The 17,236-nt window shown below is 48.0% G+C and carries 7 protein-coding genes; all 7 read left to right on the forward strand.

From position 1 onward, the window contains the following. The first annotated feature begins 98 nt into the window (after window positions 1–98). The gene (locus tag K7B07_RS21365; RefSeq protein WP_223712576.1) at window positions 99–2,459 is read left to right on the forward strand and encodes an ABC transporter permease; all 2,361 of its coding nucleotides are present in this window, start codon (window positions 99–101) and stop codon (window positions 2,457–2,459) included. 41 nt (window positions 2,460–2,500) lie between these two features. Then, a complete protein-coding gene (locus K7B07_RS21370; RefSeq protein WP_223712577.1) occupies window positions 2,501–4,918 on the forward strand; it encodes an ABC transporter permease in 2,418 nt (805 codons plus the stop codon). An 85-nt stretch (window positions 4,919–5,003) separates the two neighbouring features. Further along, window positions 5,004–7,391: an ABC transporter permease gene (locus tag K7B07_RS21375; protein ID WP_223712578.1), complete on the forward strand. Its 2,388-nt coding sequence runs from the start codon at window positions 5,004–5,006 to the stop codon at window positions 7,389–7,391. 23 nt (window positions 7,392–7,414) lie between these two features. Further along, window positions 7,415–9,799 carry an ABC transporter permease gene (locus K7B07_RS21380; protein WP_223712579.1) on the forward strand — a complete coding sequence of 795 codons (2,385 nt, stop codon included), beginning with the start codon at window positions 7,415–7,417 and terminating at the stop codon, window positions 9,797–9,799. 23 nt (window positions 9,800–9,822) lie between these two features. Further along, entirely contained in the window at window positions 9,823–12,273 is a 2,451-nt protein-coding gene (locus K7B07_RS21385; RefSeq protein WP_223712580.1) for an ABC transporter permease, read from the forward strand. 67 nt (window positions 12,274–12,340) lie between these two features. Then, the gene (locus K7B07_RS21390; RefSeq protein ID WP_223712581.1) at window positions 12,341–14,740 is read left to right on the forward strand and encodes an ABC transporter permease; all 2,400 of its coding nucleotides are present in this window, start codon (window positions 12,341–12,343) and stop codon (window positions 14,738–14,740) included. A gap of 96 nt (window positions 14,741–14,836) precedes the next feature. Next, complete coding sequence (locus K7B07_RS21395; protein WP_223712582.1) at window positions 14,837–17,233, forward strand: ABC transporter permease; 2,397 nt, start codon at window positions 14,837–14,839, stop codon at window positions 17,231–17,233. The last annotated feature ends 3 nt before the right edge of the window (window positions 17,234–17,236 follow it).

The following is a 17,236-nucleotide window of genomic DNA, read 5'->3' on the forward strand; positions in this document are numbered from 1 at the left end:
AACAGTGAAAAGTGAATCAGGTCTTATAGCTGAAATCTCAGGTCTCAAATCTCACCCCGATAGCTATCGGGGCTCATATCTCAAATCTGATAAAATAAATGATAAAAATCTATATCAAAACCGCCTGGCGGAACCTGGTCCGGAATAAGGGATTTATGTTCGTTAACTTACTGGGACTCTCCATCAGTATGTCTGCAACCCTGTTGATCCTGCTCTGGGTGCGGGACGAGCTGACATATGACCGGTTTCATAAGAATTATGACAATATTCATATGGTGGTTGCCAACCGCGATTTTAAGAACCGGGTGTTTACGGATTATAATATGGTGCTGCCGATGGCCCGTGAATTGCAGCATGCCGGTCCGCAGATAAAAAATGCGACAGTCACTACCCAGGGCTATGACCTGCTGCTGAACGTAAATGATGCCAAGCTCCGAAAAGAAGGTATGACGGTCGGGGATCACTTTTTTGATATTTTTTCCTGGACATTCCTCAGGGGAAATCCTGCACAGGCGCTTCTGGATCCCGCTTCCATCGTGCTTACACAGTCTGCAGCAAAAGCATTGTTTGGGAATGCCGATCCGGTCAATAAAACAATAAGGATCGCTGAGGAGAAACGGGATGTAAAAGTAACGGCCGTGGTCGCGGATCCCCCGGGAAATTCTGCCTTTCAGTTTGATTTCCTGAGACCGTTTAATTACAATGACCCCGATACCAAACAAATGATGGAGAACTGGAACGGATCAAGCTGGCGCGTGTATGTACAAACCACGCCCGGAGCGGATATGAAGCAGGTGGACCGGATCATTGACCGGGTAAAGAAACAACACGATCCCGGAGATAGAATAAGCAGCTATTTTACCTTTCCGATGAAGCGCTGGCATCTGTACGACGAGTTTAAAGAAGGCAAAAACGTAGGAGGAATGATCGAATATGTGCGGCTGTTTATCATCATTGCCGGTATCATCCTGCTCATTGCCTGTGTGAACTTTATGAATCTTTCCACTGCACGTTCTGAGCGGCGGTCCAGGGAGGTGGGTATCCGGAAGACACTTGGATCAAGTAAGTTAAAACTGGTACTTCAGTTTTTTTCAGAGTCCATGCTGCTGGTGCTGATCGCCTTTGCGGTGGCTGTTGGTATGGTATTGCTGTTGTTGCCTTTTTTTAACCAGCTGGTGAACAAAGAACTGACCCTTGAATTCGGGGAGCCGGCATTCTGGCTGGGAAGCCTGGCTATTATAATAATAACGGGGATCCTCGCGGGTAGTTATCCGGCTTTATACCTCTCCTCATTCCGGCCGGTGAAAGTATTGAAAGGCGTTTTTGTTTCCGGGCGTAAAACAGCACTGCCGCGACATATACTTGTAGTGTTCCAGTTTGTGATCTCCATGCTGCTTATTTCTGCAACCGTCATTGTTTATCAGCAGATCCGGCACATAAAGGACCGGAAAACCGGTTATGATGCACATAACCTGGTCATGATCACCGGAACAGAGGAAACGGAAAAGAATTTTGAGGTGATAAAACAGGAATTATTGCAATCCCGGGCAGTTAGTTCCGTTACCAGGTCCAGTTCACCGATCACACAGATCTGGTGGAAATCCGGGGCGCCGGACTGGAATGGAAAGCCTGCGGACCTGAATGTGATTATCTCCGGCATACGGACGGACGTGGACTTTACAAAAACAATGGGGATCGATATTTTACAGGGTCATGATTTTGCAGGCAGGCCCTCAGATTCCGCTTCGGTGCTGCTCAATAAAGCCGCTGTGGAAGCGATGAACCTGGAACATCCCATCGGGATGGAAATGCGTTTTGGTGATGAAAAATATAACGTGATCGGTGTTACCGGAAATGTAATTATGGAATCACCATTTCAGCCGGTAGACCCGATGTTGACCTTTTATAACCCACGCTCAACGGGCGTTATCAGTCTGCGTATTGCTGATAAAATGCCGCTGAGAAATGCCTTATCCTCAATAGAGGGGGTATTTAAAAAATACAATCCGGCTTATCCTTTTGAATACCAGTTTGCCGATGCAGAGTTTGGCAGAAAGTTCATGGGAGAGGAACTGATCAGCAGGGTCACAAACATTTTTGCCGGCCTGGCCATTTTTATCTGCTGCATGGGTCTCGGAGGCCTGGCCGCCTATACGGTAGAGAAGCGGTTCCGGGAGATCGGTATCCGGAAAGTACTGGGCGCCACCATCAGCCAGGTGCTGTTGCTGATATCCCATGAATTCCTGAAACTGGTGCTCATCGCATTTGTCATTGCTGTTCCGCTTACCTGGTGGCTGATGCATCAATGGCTTGAAAAATATACGTATCATATTGATATCAGCATACTGGTATTTGCAGCGGTGGGAGTAATGGTGTTGCTGCTGGCACTGATAGTGGTTGGGTTAAATACCCTTCGTGCAGCGGTAGCCAACCCGGTACGCTCTCTCCGGACCGAGTAATAAAAAAGTATCCTTATCAACCATCTTTAAATAAGAAGCCGATGTTCAGGAATTATTTTAAAATCGCATGGCGGAACATTATTCAGAAAAAGACGTTTTCGTTTATTAATATAACGGGCCTGGCCATTGGTATGGCGGCGGCATTGCTGCTTTTTATCGTAGTGCGGTATGAGCGGAGCTATGACCGGGCACAGCCAGACTATGACCGGATCTACCGCGTGGTAACACAGGATAAATTTTCCGACGGGGTTACTTATAATTCGGGAGTACCCGTGCCTACGCTGAAACATCTGCGTGCGCAGTTCCCCAACCTCACTTTTAGTGCTATTAATGCCACCTATCAAAGCGCTGTCAATGTGCCGGATGAAAAAGGCGGTGAAACTGCTTTTATTGAAACGACCGGCATTTTCTTTTGTGAGCCCCAGTTTTTTGACCTGTTTCAGACACGGTGGCTGAATGGGAATGCAGCAGTACTGGATGCCCCGAATACCGTAGTGCTCAGCCGTTCTGTAGCAAGAAAATATTTTAAGGAAGAAGAAAAAAGCCTGGGGAAAATGCTAAAGCTGGATCATGGTATCCTTTTAAAAGTAGCAGGTATTATTGAAGACCCTGTTGGAAATACGGATTTTCCATTGCATGTGCTGATCTCCATGAAAACCATCAAACAAAACCCAGGTCTTTATTATTATAATGAAGAGTGCTGGGGTTGTGTATCCAGTAATTTTCAGGTTTATGTTAAATTACCACCCGGTATTTCGGAGGAGATGGTGAATAAACAATTGGTTCAATTCAGCAAAGAGCAGTACAACCGGCAGAACAGAGGTGGCACTTCCACCAAGAGCAATACATTGCAGCCGCTTTCCGACCTGCATTTTAATTCCAGGTACGAGACATTCGGAGACCATCGCACCTCCCGCGCCACCCTGGTTACTCTTTCTTTGATCGCAGTATTTATTTTGCTGATGGCGGGCATCAATTTTGTAAATCTTGCTACCGTGCGGGGCATTACGAGGTCTAAGGAAATGGGAGTAAGGAAAGTGCTGGGCGGCAACCGTAAACAGATCTTCTGGCAGATGATGGGGGAAACGGCGCTGCTGGTACTGATCGCCGTGCTGGCCGCATTTTTACTGGCCTGGGTCGCACTACCCCATATAAAGCATATTGCTTCGATACAGGAAGTTCTGACATTGGCAAATGGCGCTAACCTGGGCTTATTACTGGCCATCGGGCTGATAGTCGCTTTTTTCGCCGGACTTTATCCGGCCCTGATCTTTTCGGGTTTTAAGCCGGCTTCGGTCTTCAACCAGAAGGTGGTTGCCTTAAAAAGCGGCGGCTTTTCGGTAAGGAAGGTGCTGGTGGTATTTCAGTTTGCCATCACACAGGTATTAATGGTGGGCACGATCGTGGCAGTAACACAAATGGATTTTATCCGCAAGGCAGATCTGGGCTTTAACAAGGATGCCATCCTGCTGCTGAACGGTAGCACGGACAGTGTCAGCCTGGCACGGCAGGAGTCCTTTGCTGCAGCGCTGAAGAACGTACAGGGGGTAGAACAGCTGTCTTTTCAGTCGGATGCCCCGACCTCCGATAATAATTCTTCCACCAATTTTGCATTTGATCACAGGCCAGATGAATCATTTCAGGCACACCTGAAATTTGCGGATACCGGTTATGTGAATACGTATAAAATGGCTTTCCTTGCAGGGGGTAATTACAGCGCCAGCGATACTATAAAAGAAGGACTGATCAATGAAACAATGGCGAAAATGCTGGGTGTTAAAAACATGAAAGACGCGGTGGGAAAGACCTTAAAGATAGGAAGCAGCAACTGGAATGTGATCACCGGCGTGGTAAAGGATTTTAAGGCCAATTCACTGAAACAGGAAGTAAAGCCGATGTTTATTACTACGCAGAAACAGTTATATGGCCAGGTGGGCATAAAGCTGCATGCTTCCAATCTCAATGCAGCAAAAGACAAAATAGAAGAGGTATGGAAACAGTATTACCCCGAGTATGCCTATAATGCGGTCTTTCTGGATGAAAATATCGAACGGTTTTATCAGCAGGATACCCAGTTATCCCTGCTCTATAAGATCTTTTCGGGTCTTGCCATCCTGATTGCCTGCCTGGGTCTTTACGGACTGGTATCATTCATGGTGGTACAAAAGACCAAGGAGGTCGGCATTCGTAAAGTGCTTGGTGCTTCTACACCTGGCCTGGTGCTGTTGCTTTCAAAAGAATTCCTTGTACTGATCGGCATCTCGTTTCTGCTGGCGGCTCCCGCAGCCTGGTATATGATGCGGACCTGGCTGGATGACTTTGTATACCGGATCCCGCTGCATGCAGGCTTCTTTCTTGCGGGGGTGGGCCTGGCGCTGCTCATTGCATTCCTGTCGGTGTCCTATAAAGCTTTTCGTGCAGCTATGGCCAGTCCTGTAAAAAGCCTGAGAACGGAGTAAAGACGGAGATCAGCCGGCATTCATGTCGTAGAATTTCTGTAGGGAGAATAAAGTAATGGAATAAGGATCACTAAATAATTGCATTATGTTTAAAAATTATTTCAGAACGGCCTGGCGGAATATATGCGGGAATAAATTTTATGCCACCATTAATATCGGGGGATTGACCATCGGTCTTGCAGTAGGCGTTTTTTTATTGCTGTGGGTCCGGGATGAACTGAGCTTTGACCGGGCGCATAAGAATGAAAAAAATATTTACCGGATCGGGATAGAAGGGGGGACGGGCATCAGCAAGCAGATCTTTACCCACATTATTGCCCCTGTGGCTTTTTTTGCAAAGAATGAACTACCGGAGGTGCAGGACGGCGTGCGGATCATGAATATTGGGGATGCCCCCTTTAAGTATAAGGATAAGGTATTTATTGAGAATAATTTTGCCTTTACGGACCCCTCTTATTTTTCAGTATTTGATTTCGGCCTGATACGCGGGAACCCGAATAATCCCTTTCCCGATATCAATTCGCTGGTAATTACGGAATCAACCGCGCGCCGCTATTTCGGAAATGAAGATCCGATAGGGAAAGTGGTCACCATGGGGCAGGATGAGCAATGTAAGGTGACCGGGGTGATCCGCGATTACCCGGAAAATTCTTCTTTTCAATATAAGGTGTTGCTGCCTATCGCAAGGTTTAACGAACTGGGTTATGTCAGACGGCAAACCACTTATGACGGGAAAACGGTGGTCCCTTCTATGAATGCGGACTGGTCGAACTTCGGCTTTGCTACCTACCTGCTGCTGCAGCCAAATGCCGACCGGGCGATGATCGAAAAGAAATTACAGGCTATCCATGAACGCAATAAACCGGATGACAAACCGGTTCCTTATATAGCACAGCCGCTTGGTAGAATGCATTTGTATAATATGGATGGGAGTGACGGCGGCATCGCTGCTGTAAGAATGTTTGCGATCGTTGCCCTGTTGATCCTGGTAGTAGCATGTATCAACTATGTCAATCTATCCACAGCCCGGTCGATGCTGCGGGCAAAGGAGGTAGGAATGCGTAAGATCGTTGGAGCCGGGAGGCTGCAGTTATTCCTGCAGTTCATGATCGAAACTATTTTGTTGTTTGCGATCGCTGCCGTACTGGCATTTTTTCTGATCTACTTGCTGCTTCCTTATTTTAACCAGCTTTCGGGTAAGCAGCTGGTGTTCCATCTGTGGGATAAAACCGTGTGGTGGTGGATACTGGCGGTGCTGCTGGGTACGCTTGCCGCAGCCAGTATATATCCGGCATTGTTGCTCTCTTCGTTTAAACCGTTGAATGTACTTAAAGGAAAAATAATGACACACCTGGGAAACCGGACCTTTAGAAGAGTGCTGGTAGTACTGCAGTTTTCAGTTTCCATTATCCTGATTGTTGGCACTATGATTATCGGGAGTCAGCTCAGCTATATCCGGAATAGAAGTCTCGGCTACGACAAAGAACATATTTTTTCATTTGGTATGCGGCCGGAAATGCAGAACCATGCCGGGGCTGTTAAGAATGAATTGCTGAAGAACAAGGCAATAGTGGCTGTAGCCGGAGTGGGAAGGGATATGGTAAATGGGGGAAGCGCTACCGGCGATAATGACTGGGATGGGAAACCTGCAAAATCGAATACCTGGTTTAGTCAGGTATTCGCCGATGAGACCACCATCGGTTTTTTTAAGATGAAGCTGGCTGAAGGCAAGAATTTTTCCGGGGCCGTTGCTGATAGCACACATTTTCTGATCAATGAAACGGCGATGCGGGAAATGGGATTAAAAGATCCGATTGGGAAGCGGCTGCGGATCCAAACGGTTAACGGAACCATTATAGGGGTGGTGAAGGATTTTCATTTTTCATCCGTGCATGATAAAATAGAACCTGCCGTTTTCCAGTTTAAACCGGAGAATTGCTGGCGTTTGTATGTAAAAACTACCGGAGCCGATGCCGCAAAAGCAATCGCGGCAGCCCAGGCTGTATGGAAGCAGTACAGCAATGATATTCCTTTCCGGTATGAATTCCTGGATGACAGCTATAACAAACTTTACCTGAAGGAGCAGCGGCAGGAGCTTATATTTAGTTTATTTGCCGCGGTTGCCGTATTTATTTCCTGTCTTGGATTATTGGGATTGGCCGCTTATACGGCGCAGGTGAAAACCAAGGAAATCGGTATCCGGAAAGTACTGGGTGCGGGAGCTGTCCGGATTGTCCGGCTGCTGGCAACAGAATTTGTGCTGCTGGTGCTTATTGCCAATGTTATTGCAATACCTGTTGCCTTATATGTAATGACGGGGTGGTTGAACGGGTTTGCCTACAGAACGGCGATTACCCCGGGTGTATTTATTTATGCAGGTGTGTGTGCCGTATTGGTAGCGATGGTAACGATAAGCTATCATGCCTTCAGGGCGGCAGTGTCAAACCCTGTAAACTCCCTTCGGACAGAATGAAACTGAAAACGCAAATTTAAACAATGCTGAGAAATTATTTTATCATTGCCTGGCGGAATCTGACAAGGAATAAACTGTATTCATTCGTGAATGTATCCGGACTTGCAGTAGGAATGTCGGTTGCAATGCTGATCAGTTTCTGGGTATGGGATGAATTGCGTTTTGATACCTACCATACCAACCGCGCAAGATTGGCACAGCTGATGCGCACCTATCGGAGCAATGACGGAACATTGTCGACCGAACAGGCATCCTGTATACCGGTTGCTGCTGTGTTACGCAATCAATATGGAAGTGATTTTAAGAATGTTGCTGCTGCGTCCTGGAACCTGGGGCACGTTCTTGCAGCGGGTGATAAAAGAATCAGCGCATCGGGGCTCTGGGCAGAAGCAGCTTTCCCGACTATGTTTTCCTTTAAGATGCGCAGCGGCAATATAAATGCGTTGAATGATCCTTCTGCAGTGTTGCTCAGCACTTCACTTGCACAAAAACTGTTCGGCGACGAGGCCCCCGTTGGAAAAAGGATCCGGTTTGATAACCTGTATGATTTTAAGGTAGCTGGTGTATATGAAGACCTGCCGCAAAACACCACTTTTTATGAGACAAAGCTGCTGTTGCCCTGGAAAAAATACATCACCACAACCGAAGGGGTGCGGAAAGCCGTTGCTGACTGGGACGAACAATCATTCCAGGTGTTTGCGGAACTGACGGAAGGAGCTGACATGAACGCAGTTTCCCGGAAAATAAAAAATGTGGTGATGACACATAAAGCGATTCAGAAAGAAAAGGAACAGGCCCTGCTGTTTCCAATGGATCACTGGCATTTGTACAATGAGTTTAAAAATGGAAGATCCGTTGGGGGCGCTATCCGGTTTGTATACCTCTTTTCAGTGATCGGCATTTTTATCCTGTTGCTGGCCGGTATCAATTTTATGAACCTTTCTACGGCGCGTAGCGAACAGCGTGCAAAAGAAGTGGGGGTCCGCAAAACCATCGGTTCAGGCAGAGGTCAGTTGATCCGGCAGTTCCTGGCAGAATCTGTACTGACTACTTCCTTCTCGTTTCTTTTGGCAGTTTTACTGGCGCTTTTAGCCATGCCTTTTTTTAATGAGTTGTCGGGTAAACAGCTGTCATTCCCCTGGCATTCGATCGGATTCTGGTCTGCAGCGGTAGGTTTTATGGTCTTTGTCGGATTGATATCCGGTATTTATCCGGCGTTTTATCTTTCCGGATTCAGGCCGGTAAAGGTGTTAAAAGGTTCATTCCGTGTAGGAAAAACGGCCTCGCTTCCCCGCAAAGTGCTTGTTGTGCTTCAGTTTTCTTTTTCAATAGCATTGATTATTGGCAGCGTGATCGTGTTCAAACAAATCCAGTTTGCAAAGGACCGGCCGGTAAACTACCGGAAGGAAGGGCTGATAACCGTGCAGATGAATACTCCGGATCTTCACGGGCATTATGATGCATTACGGAATGAACTGCTGGGTACAGGGGTAGTGGCGAATATGGCGGAGTCCTCAAGCCCAACGATCGATGTTTATAGTTTTAGTAGCCGGTTTGAATGGAACGGGAAAGATCCGGACGATCTGCCCACGTTTGGCATGATCGCGGTAACCACCGATTTCGGGAATACTATCGGATGGAAGATAAAGGAGGGACGCGATTTTTCAGGAGATTTTCCAACGGATACAGCAGCGGTGATCCTTAATGAGGCGGCAGTGAAGCAAATAGGCCGGATACAGGATGTTATTGGCCGGGAGCTCCGTCATAATGATAAGGTATACACGGTGATCGGGGTTGTTAAAGATATGGTGATGACATCACCCTACGCCCCGCCGGTACCTACTGTATTTATTAATAATCCCGCTTGGGCAAATGTGGTTACCGTAGCGCTGAAGAAGGGAGTGGTGCTACAGACGGCGCTGCATAAAATAGAACAGGTCTTTAAAAAATACAATTCTCAGGCACCGTTTGATTATGCATTTAATGACGAGATCTACGCGCGGAAGTTTGCTGATGAACAACGCATAGGCCGGCTATCTGTATTGTTCACAATGCTGGCCGTATTTATTTCCTGCCTGGGTGTGTTTGGCCTGGCATCTTTTGTGGCAGAACAACGAAAAAAAGAAGTAGGGCTGCGTAAAGTATTGGGTGCAAGTGTATATCAGCTCTGGCAGCTATTGTCGGCCGAATTTTGCTTGCTGGTGCTCATTGCATGCTTTGTAGCGATCCCTTTTGCCTGGTACTATCTGCATCAATGGTTACAGCAATATACCTACCGGGTTTCTCTGTCCCTGTGGGTTTTCTTTTTATCCGGAATGGGGGCATTGGTGCTAACGATCATAACGGTGAGCTATCAGGCGATTAAAGCAGCAGTAATGAACCCTGTAAAGTCATTACGTTCGGAATAACGACTCCAGAAAAATTGAAAAAAATGTTCAGAAACTATCTAAAAACGGCCTGGCGCAGTATCAGGAGAAACAAGATCTTTTCGGGGATCAATGTGCTCGGGCTGGCTGTTGGCATCAGCGCGGCCCTTGTGATCTTTATGATCGTTGCATACGAATTCAGCTTTGATCGCTTTCAAAAGGATCGTGACCGTATTTACCGGGTGGTGCTCAGCGCTGAATTCGGAGGCGGCACCCAGGGATTCAGCGCAGGAATACCAGCGCCTTTAGGTGGTGCCGTTGCCAGTGATATAGCCGCTGTAACGCAGACGGTGCCGGTGTTTCAGTTCCAGGGAGATGCAACAGCGGATGTTGGCGTAGACAACGACAATACGGGAAAGCCGGAAATATTTAAGAAACAAAAGAACATAATTTTTACCAATGCAGAGTATACAGAACTGCTGGGGTATCAATGGATCGCAGGCAACGCAGCCCTGGCATTAAAAGAACCCTTTTCGGTAGTACTGACGGAAAGCCGTGCACAGCTGTATTTCCCCGGTCTGCCGGTACATTCCGTTGTCGGAAAGCAGCTGCGTTATAACGATGTAACAGCAACGGTTTCGGGTATCGTAAAGGATCTGGATCAGCCGACGGACTTTAAAGCCCGGGAGTTTATCTCATTACCTACTATATCGGCTACCAGCCTCCGGGATAATTTTATGATGGATGTGTGGGACGACTGGATGGCTTATACGCAGCTCTATGTAAAAATATCCCGGGGGTATACACCGGAACAGGCAACCACTGCGATCAATGCATTATTCAAACAACACTATGATCCGGTCAAAAAGGCGGGAAATAAGATCACGCTCATTCTGCAGCCGTTGTCCGATATACATTTCAACGGTCAGTTTCAGAGTTTTGATTCCCGTATCGCCAGCAGGTCTACATTGTACGGACTGCTGGCCGTTGCCGGCTTCCTCCTGTTCCTGGGTTGTATCAATTTTATAAATCTTTCTACAGCCCGCTCATCGCAGCGGGCAAAAGAGATCGGCATCCGGAAAACGATCGGCAGCTCCCGGATGCAGCTCATCCTGCAGGTATTGTGCGAAACATTTTTGGTGACGTTGATGGCGGTATTCTTATCTGTGCTTTTAACACCATGGGTGCTGCAATTATTTGCTGACTATATACCCGAAGGACTTACAGCCGGATTCTTGTTCCGGCCGGGAGTGCTGCTCTTTTTATCGCTGCTGACCCTGGTCATCACCCTGGCGGCCGGGATCTATCCGGCCCTGATCCTCTGCGGGTACCGGCCGGCGCTGGTGCTAAAGAACGTTGTTATGGTTTCCGGAGGGTCGCGGCATGCCCGGGTGAGAAAAATCCTTACGGTGAGCCAGTTCGTGATCGCCCAGTTTTTTGTTATTGCCACTATGCTGGTGGCCAAACAGATCCGGTATTCGGTAACTGCAGACATGGGATTTAACAAGGACGCCGTGATAAAATTTAACATCCCGAGAGATAGCCTGGATGCCCACCGGGCGGTATTGATCAATAAGATAAAAGCAATTCCGGGTGTACAATCCGTGAGCTCCGGTTTCTTTTCTCCTGCGGATCAGGGGGCGGCATTTGTAAATGTTTCCTTTAACAATGGTGCGGAAGAGATCAGGCCGCAGGCACAGATCCGCTGGGGAGATCCGGAATACCTGAAAGTATATGATCTGAAACTGGTCGCGGGAAGAAATGTTTCAGCAGACGATTCTGTAAAAGAATTCCTGGTTAACGAAAGTTTTGCCCGGGAAATGGGTTTTCAGCAGCCACAGCAGGCGCTAGGAAAATATTTAAGATGGAATGATAAGGAACTGGTGCCTGTTGTGGGAGTGATGAAAGACTTTCACGATATGTCCTTAAAATCGCGGATAAGCCCCATGGTATTTGAAAACGGAACCGGTGCAACGTTTCATGTACGGTTTACACGGGGAAATGCCGGCGGATCCTGGGCTGCGGCAATCTCCCGGCTGCAACGGACCTATGGGGAACTATACCCGGGAGAACCCTTTAAATATGCTTTTGTTGATGAAATGGTTGCAGACTTTTACAAAAGTGAACGCGCAACAGAGGGGTTGTTGACCTGGGCCACGGGACTGACGATACTGATCAGCTGCCTGGGATTATTAGGACTGGTGGTTCATACCACGAACAGCCGTACCCGGGAGATCGGAGTGCGTAAGGTATTGGGTGCGCCGGTGAAACAGATCGTAGCGCTCCTGTCGAAGGAGTTTATTGTGCTGGTGGTGCTGGCGTTCTTAATTGCTGCACCTGTTGCCTGGTGGGCGGGTCACAAATGGCTGGAAAACTATGCATATAAAACAACGATGAATTGGTGGGTTTTTGTTTTCAGCGGCATGCTGATGCTGGTGTTTGCTGTACTGACACTTAGTATCAAAACCGTTCAGGCAGCAACGGCCAACCCGGTAAAGGCATTGAGAAGTGAATAACTGCCGGCTGCTGATAATAAAATCTCACCCCGATAGCTATCGGGGCTCAAATCCCAAATCTGAAAAAATGATCAAAAACTATTTAAAAACTGCCTGGCGGAATTTATGGAGAAATAAGATATTTACTGCCATTAATATCATCGGCCTTGCACTGGGTACCGGTGTCAGCCTGGTCATTATTCTTTTTGTGATCTATGAAAAGAGTTTTGATGATTTTCATACAAAGAATATTTACCGGCTCAACGAGGTTCAGAAACAGGAAGGCCTGACTGCTCCCCAGAAAGTACCCATTTCGATGTTCCCGATGGGGCCAACTATGAAACAGGAATTTCCGGAGATCGTTAATTTTACCCGGGTGCGTGTATCGAAAAGGTACCAGGCTACTTATGGAGAAAAGCGCCTGGCCCTGCCGCAGGCATTCTTTGTGGATACGGCATTTCTTGAAATGTTCGATTTTAAATTGCTGAAAGGAGACCGGAAAAATGTTCTCCGACAGCCGCAAAGTGCAGTGATCACCGAGTCCACTGCCGGAAAATTATTTGGAAAGGATGATCCGATCGGGAAGACCATTATGCATTATGAGGGCGATACGGCCAGTTTTGTGGTCACCGGTGTGGTTCAGGATCTGCCTGAAAATTCTCATATGCAGTTTGATATACTGGTTTCCTTTGCTGCCGACTACAAATTGCGGATGATGAATAATTGGGGCGGTAACGGATGGGTCACTTATTTTGAACTGCTACCTGGCACCAGTATAAAAGCGTTGGAAAATAAGTTTCCGGGTTATCTCAAAAAATACCTCACTGAGAATGATAACTGGAAAAACTATGAACTTTTTCTTTTGCCGCTGCGGGACATCCATGCGAAAACTGATGACATTGTACTGGATGTGGTGAATTACCGGAAATTTGATGAAAAATATACCAATATATTTTTCGTGATCGCACTGGTGGTACTTATTATTGCGGGTATCAATTTCATGAACCTTTCCACCGCCCGTTCCGCAGAGCGGGCACGGGAGGTAGGCATCCGGAAAACCGCCGGTGCCCGGCGTTTTCAACTGGGATTGCAGTTTATTACAGAATCCGTATTACTCTCCCTTCTCGCCCTGGTTATTGCTGTAGGAGGGGTAGAGCTATTCCTTTCCCGGATCAACCAGCTGATCGACCGGGACCTCAGCCTTCAGTTGTATCACTGGAACACGATCCTGATACTTCTGTCCGGCGCGTTGGCGGTTGGTATTTTGTCCGGATTGTATCCTGCACTTTATCTGTCTTCCTTTGCACCCGTAAAAGTATTGAAGGGATCCGTGCAGACGGGGAGAAATAAACCGGTCCTAAGAAATGCGCTGGTGGTGATACAATTTGCCAGTGCGGTTTTCCTGATTGTTTCTACCATTTTTGCCGTTCGTCAGCTAAAGTACATGCAGGAGCGTGATCCGGGGTTCAGCCGCGAACAGGTACTTACCATTCCACTGAATGGGGTTACCTATAAAAAATATGATGTCATCAAACAGGAGTTGCTGGCTAACAGTAGTATCACCGGTGTTAGCGGTGCCCAGGATATGCTGGGAGGGCATCTCGACCAGTCGGGCGTCGGCTTTACTGCTCCGGGGGCACCCGTGCGTGTATTATCCGCCACACGGTTGATCGTGGACCATGACTACCTGGATCTTTATAAAATACCATTGGTTGCCGGTACTGATTTTTCGGCGGAGCCTGCCCAGAGGGGAAGAGAGTATATCGTAAACGAAACACTTGCCCGGGAATTATTAAAAGAGCTTCCGCATGCAACGATGAACGATTTGCTGGGCAGCAGGTTCGGATTTGATTCCTTGGGAAGGATCGTGGGTGTGGCCCGGGATTTTAATTTTAATTCACTGCATCATAAAATAGAGACCCTGTTTTTATTCAATCAGAAAGATTTTGGTTTTAGCACACTTTCGGTAAAACTGGATGGCAGTCAGGCCCGGTCTGTACTGCCTTTTATTGAATCGGTCTGGACGAAGCACTGTCCGGACCAGCCATTTGAATACCAGTTCCTGGATGACTACTTTTCGGGGTTATACCGGTCCGATAAACAGGTCAGCGCCGTTATCGGTATTCTTGCGACCCTGGCGATCATTATTTCCTGCCTGGGATTGTTTGGTCTGGCATCCTATGCCGCAGAAAGGAGAAAAAAGGAGATCGGCATAAGAAGAGTGCTGGGGGCTTCTGTGCAGCGTGTCGCTGCATTGCTGTCTGCCGGTTTTTTAAAATATGTACTGGCGGCCATACTGGTTGCCTGTCCGCTGGCCTGGCTGAGTATCCGCAAGTGGCTGGAGGGCTATGCCTACCGGATCGAACTGGGCTGGTGGGTATTTGTACTGGCAGGATCACTGGCTGTTGGCATCGCTTTGATCACCATCGGTCTTCAGGTGGTCCGTGCCGCAACAGCCAACCCGGTAAAATCATTGAGGAATGAATAAACGTCAACAACTGACAGTCCAATTCTCAAATCTCACCCCGATAGCTATCAGGGTGAGACCTTCAATTTCTCAGATCTCAATTCTTAATTCTCAACAATGATCAACAACTATTTTAAAACAGCCTGGCGCAGCATCAGGCGGAATAAGACACAGGCATTGATCAACATCATAGGACTGACCATGAGTTTTACGGTGCTGGGGCTTATCGTGCTGTATGTACTGGATGAATACAGCTACGACCGGTTTTATACAAATGCGAACCGGATCGTGCGGGTGGTACAACACACAAAATGGAATGGCAACGAGCTGCACCAGGCCACAACTTCAGCCCCTTTTGCGCCGGAACTGAAAAAAATGTTTCCGGAGGTGGAGGATGCGGTCCGGATCGACCTGGAGGGTGGGGGCGTGATCTCCTACAAGGAACAGAAATTTAAACAGGATGATATTATTTTTGCAGATCCTTCCCTGATCCGGATTTTCTCCTACGATTTTTTATACGGCAATCCCGGAACGGCGCTTTCAGACCCGCAGTCGATCGTGATCTCGGAATCACTGGCAGGTAAGCTTTTCGGTACTGCATCCCGTGCATTAATGGAGACCATCTACTTTAACGGGCAGCAGCCGGCCCGGGTAACAGGAGTGATCCGGGATGTTCCGGCAAATACGCATTTACGGTTCAGCGCGGTGCGGCCGTTTCCGGAGGCTGTTCAGGATGGATGGCAGAATTTTCATTATTATACCTACCTGTTGCTAAGGAAGGGCACGCTTCGCCCGGGGCTGGAAAAAAAACTTCCGGGTTTTGCCGCTGCTACCATACAGCAACGCATGCGGGTAAACGATTATAAGATCGAATTACAGCCGCTTACTTCCATTCATTTGCATTCCGCCCTCGACTACGAGCTTAGTCAGAACAGCAATAGCAACAGGGTATATCTGCTGATCGTGATCGCTGCTCTTGTTCTGGCGGTAGCAGTAATCAATTACCTGAACCTGACAACAGCGGGCTCCGTGACCCGCACCAGGGAGATCGCCATACGAAAAGTGGTCGGATCGGCAAAAAGGGATATCGTGGCTTTATTTGTGGCGGAATCCGTACTGGTTACAGGAGTTGCGGTACTGCTGGCATTCCTGGCCGTACAGCTGTCCCTTCCGTGGTTCAGCCGTTTTGTAGAACGGGAGCTTTCTTTCGGAGGCCCGGGACTGTTGCCCGCAACCGGGGCAATCTTTATTTTTATTGTTGTTATCGGTTGCCTGAGCGGTTTGTATCCAGCATTGTTGTTGCTCCGGCTGAAGACGGCTCCTGCACTAAAAGGAAAAGTGACGGTTAAAACCGAAGGGTTGTACCTGCGCCGGATTTTTGTTATTTTTCAGTTTACTGTTGCCGGTGTGCTGATCCCTGCATCAGTGATCATCTTCCGGCAGCTACAATATGTATTGCAGGCAGACCTGGGTTTTGATAAGGAGCAGGTGCTGACATTTCACATCGATGAAATGAAAGTGCGCGGCCAGTTGCCGGGTTTAAAAAACCGGTTGCTGCAGTACCCGGTTATCGAAGCAGTGGCGGTGGCCGGGAATCCCATTGGTAATAATGATCTTGGTGGCCTGAGCTATCGTTTTGAAACACCTGGCGGAGGCTTTTCAACGGCTACAACGGCGGCGCAGGAACTCATGATCGATGCAGCCTACCTGCCGGCGATGGACATCCGGTTATTAAGCGGAAGGAATTTTTCCGACAGTATCCGCAGCGACCAGTATGGGGCTGCATTGATCAATGAGACCCTGATGCGCAAGCTGGGATGGAAAGACGCCATCGGGAAGAAGATGCAATTCAGTATCGATGATTCGGGGCATACGGCCGAACGGACCATCGTCGGGGTCGTAAAAGATTTTCATACCTATTCTTTACAGCATCCCGTAACGTCGCTTGTAATGGTAATGCCTCCAGCGACGGCTATGGAAGATAATCTTTATGTGCGGGTGGCAAAAGGAAAAGAGCGTGAAGCGCTGGCCCATATTGCAAAAGTGTACCGGGAGTTTGATCCTGCCAATGTAACTTCTTATCATTTTCTCCGTGATAACTTTTCCCGGCAATACGCAACGGAGGAGAAGCAGGAAAAAATGGCGTTGTTATTTACAGGTGTTGCAGTACTGATCGCCGGTCTGGGGCTGTTTGGCCTGGTAAGTATTATGGCTGTTCAACGCACCCGGGAAATAGGTGTCCGTAAAGTGCTGGGTGCCGGTGTTGCGGGTATTGTGCGGTTGTTCTCTGCAGAATTTTTAAAGCTGATCGGTATTGCGGTGCTGATCGCTATCCCGTTGACCTGGTGGGGGATGCACCGCTGGCTGGAGGGATTTGCATATCGTATCACGATCCCCTGGTGGATGTTTCTGTGCACGGGTAGCTTTATTATTATTGTCGCATTGCTCACCGTCAGTATACGGGCGCTGCGCGCCGCGCGGGCCAATCCTGTAGCCGCGCTGAGAAATGAATAGCTG

This window comes from Niabella beijingensis, from assembly GCF_020034665.1.
Taxonomy (GTDB): Bacteria; Bacteroidota; Bacteroidia; order Chitinophagales; family Chitinophagaceae; genus Niabella; species Niabella beijingensis.

What these genes read in the sequence shown, in the direction of transcription:
- K7B07_RS21365 (WP_223712576.1), top strand. Translation starts at nt 99, where the DNA reads ATGATAAAAATCTATATCAAAACCGCCTGGCGGAACCTGGTCCGGAAT.
- K7B07_RS21370 (WP_223712577.1), top strand. Translation starts at nt 2,501, where the DNA reads ATGTTCAGGAATTATTTTAAAATCGCATGGCGGAACATTATTCAGAAA.
- K7B07_RS21375 (WP_223712578.1), top strand. Translation starts at nt 5,004, where the DNA reads ATGTTTAAAAATTATTTCAGAACGGCCTGGCGGAATATATGCGGGAAT.
- K7B07_RS21380 (WP_223712579.1), top strand. Translation starts at nt 7,415, where the DNA reads ATGCTGAGAAATTATTTTATCATTGCCTGGCGGAATCTGACAAGGAAT.
- K7B07_RS21385 (WP_223712580.1), top strand. Translation starts at nt 9,823, where the DNA reads ATGTTCAGAAACTATCTAAAAACGGCCTGGCGCAGTATCAGGAGAAAC.
- K7B07_RS21390 (WP_223712581.1), top strand. Translation starts at nt 12,341, where the DNA reads ATGATCAAAAACTATTTAAAAACTGCCTGGCGGAATTTATGGAGAAAT.
- K7B07_RS21395 (WP_223712582.1), top strand. Translation starts at nt 14,837, where the DNA reads ATGATCAACAACTATTTTAAAACAGCCTGGCGCAGCATCAGGCGGAAT.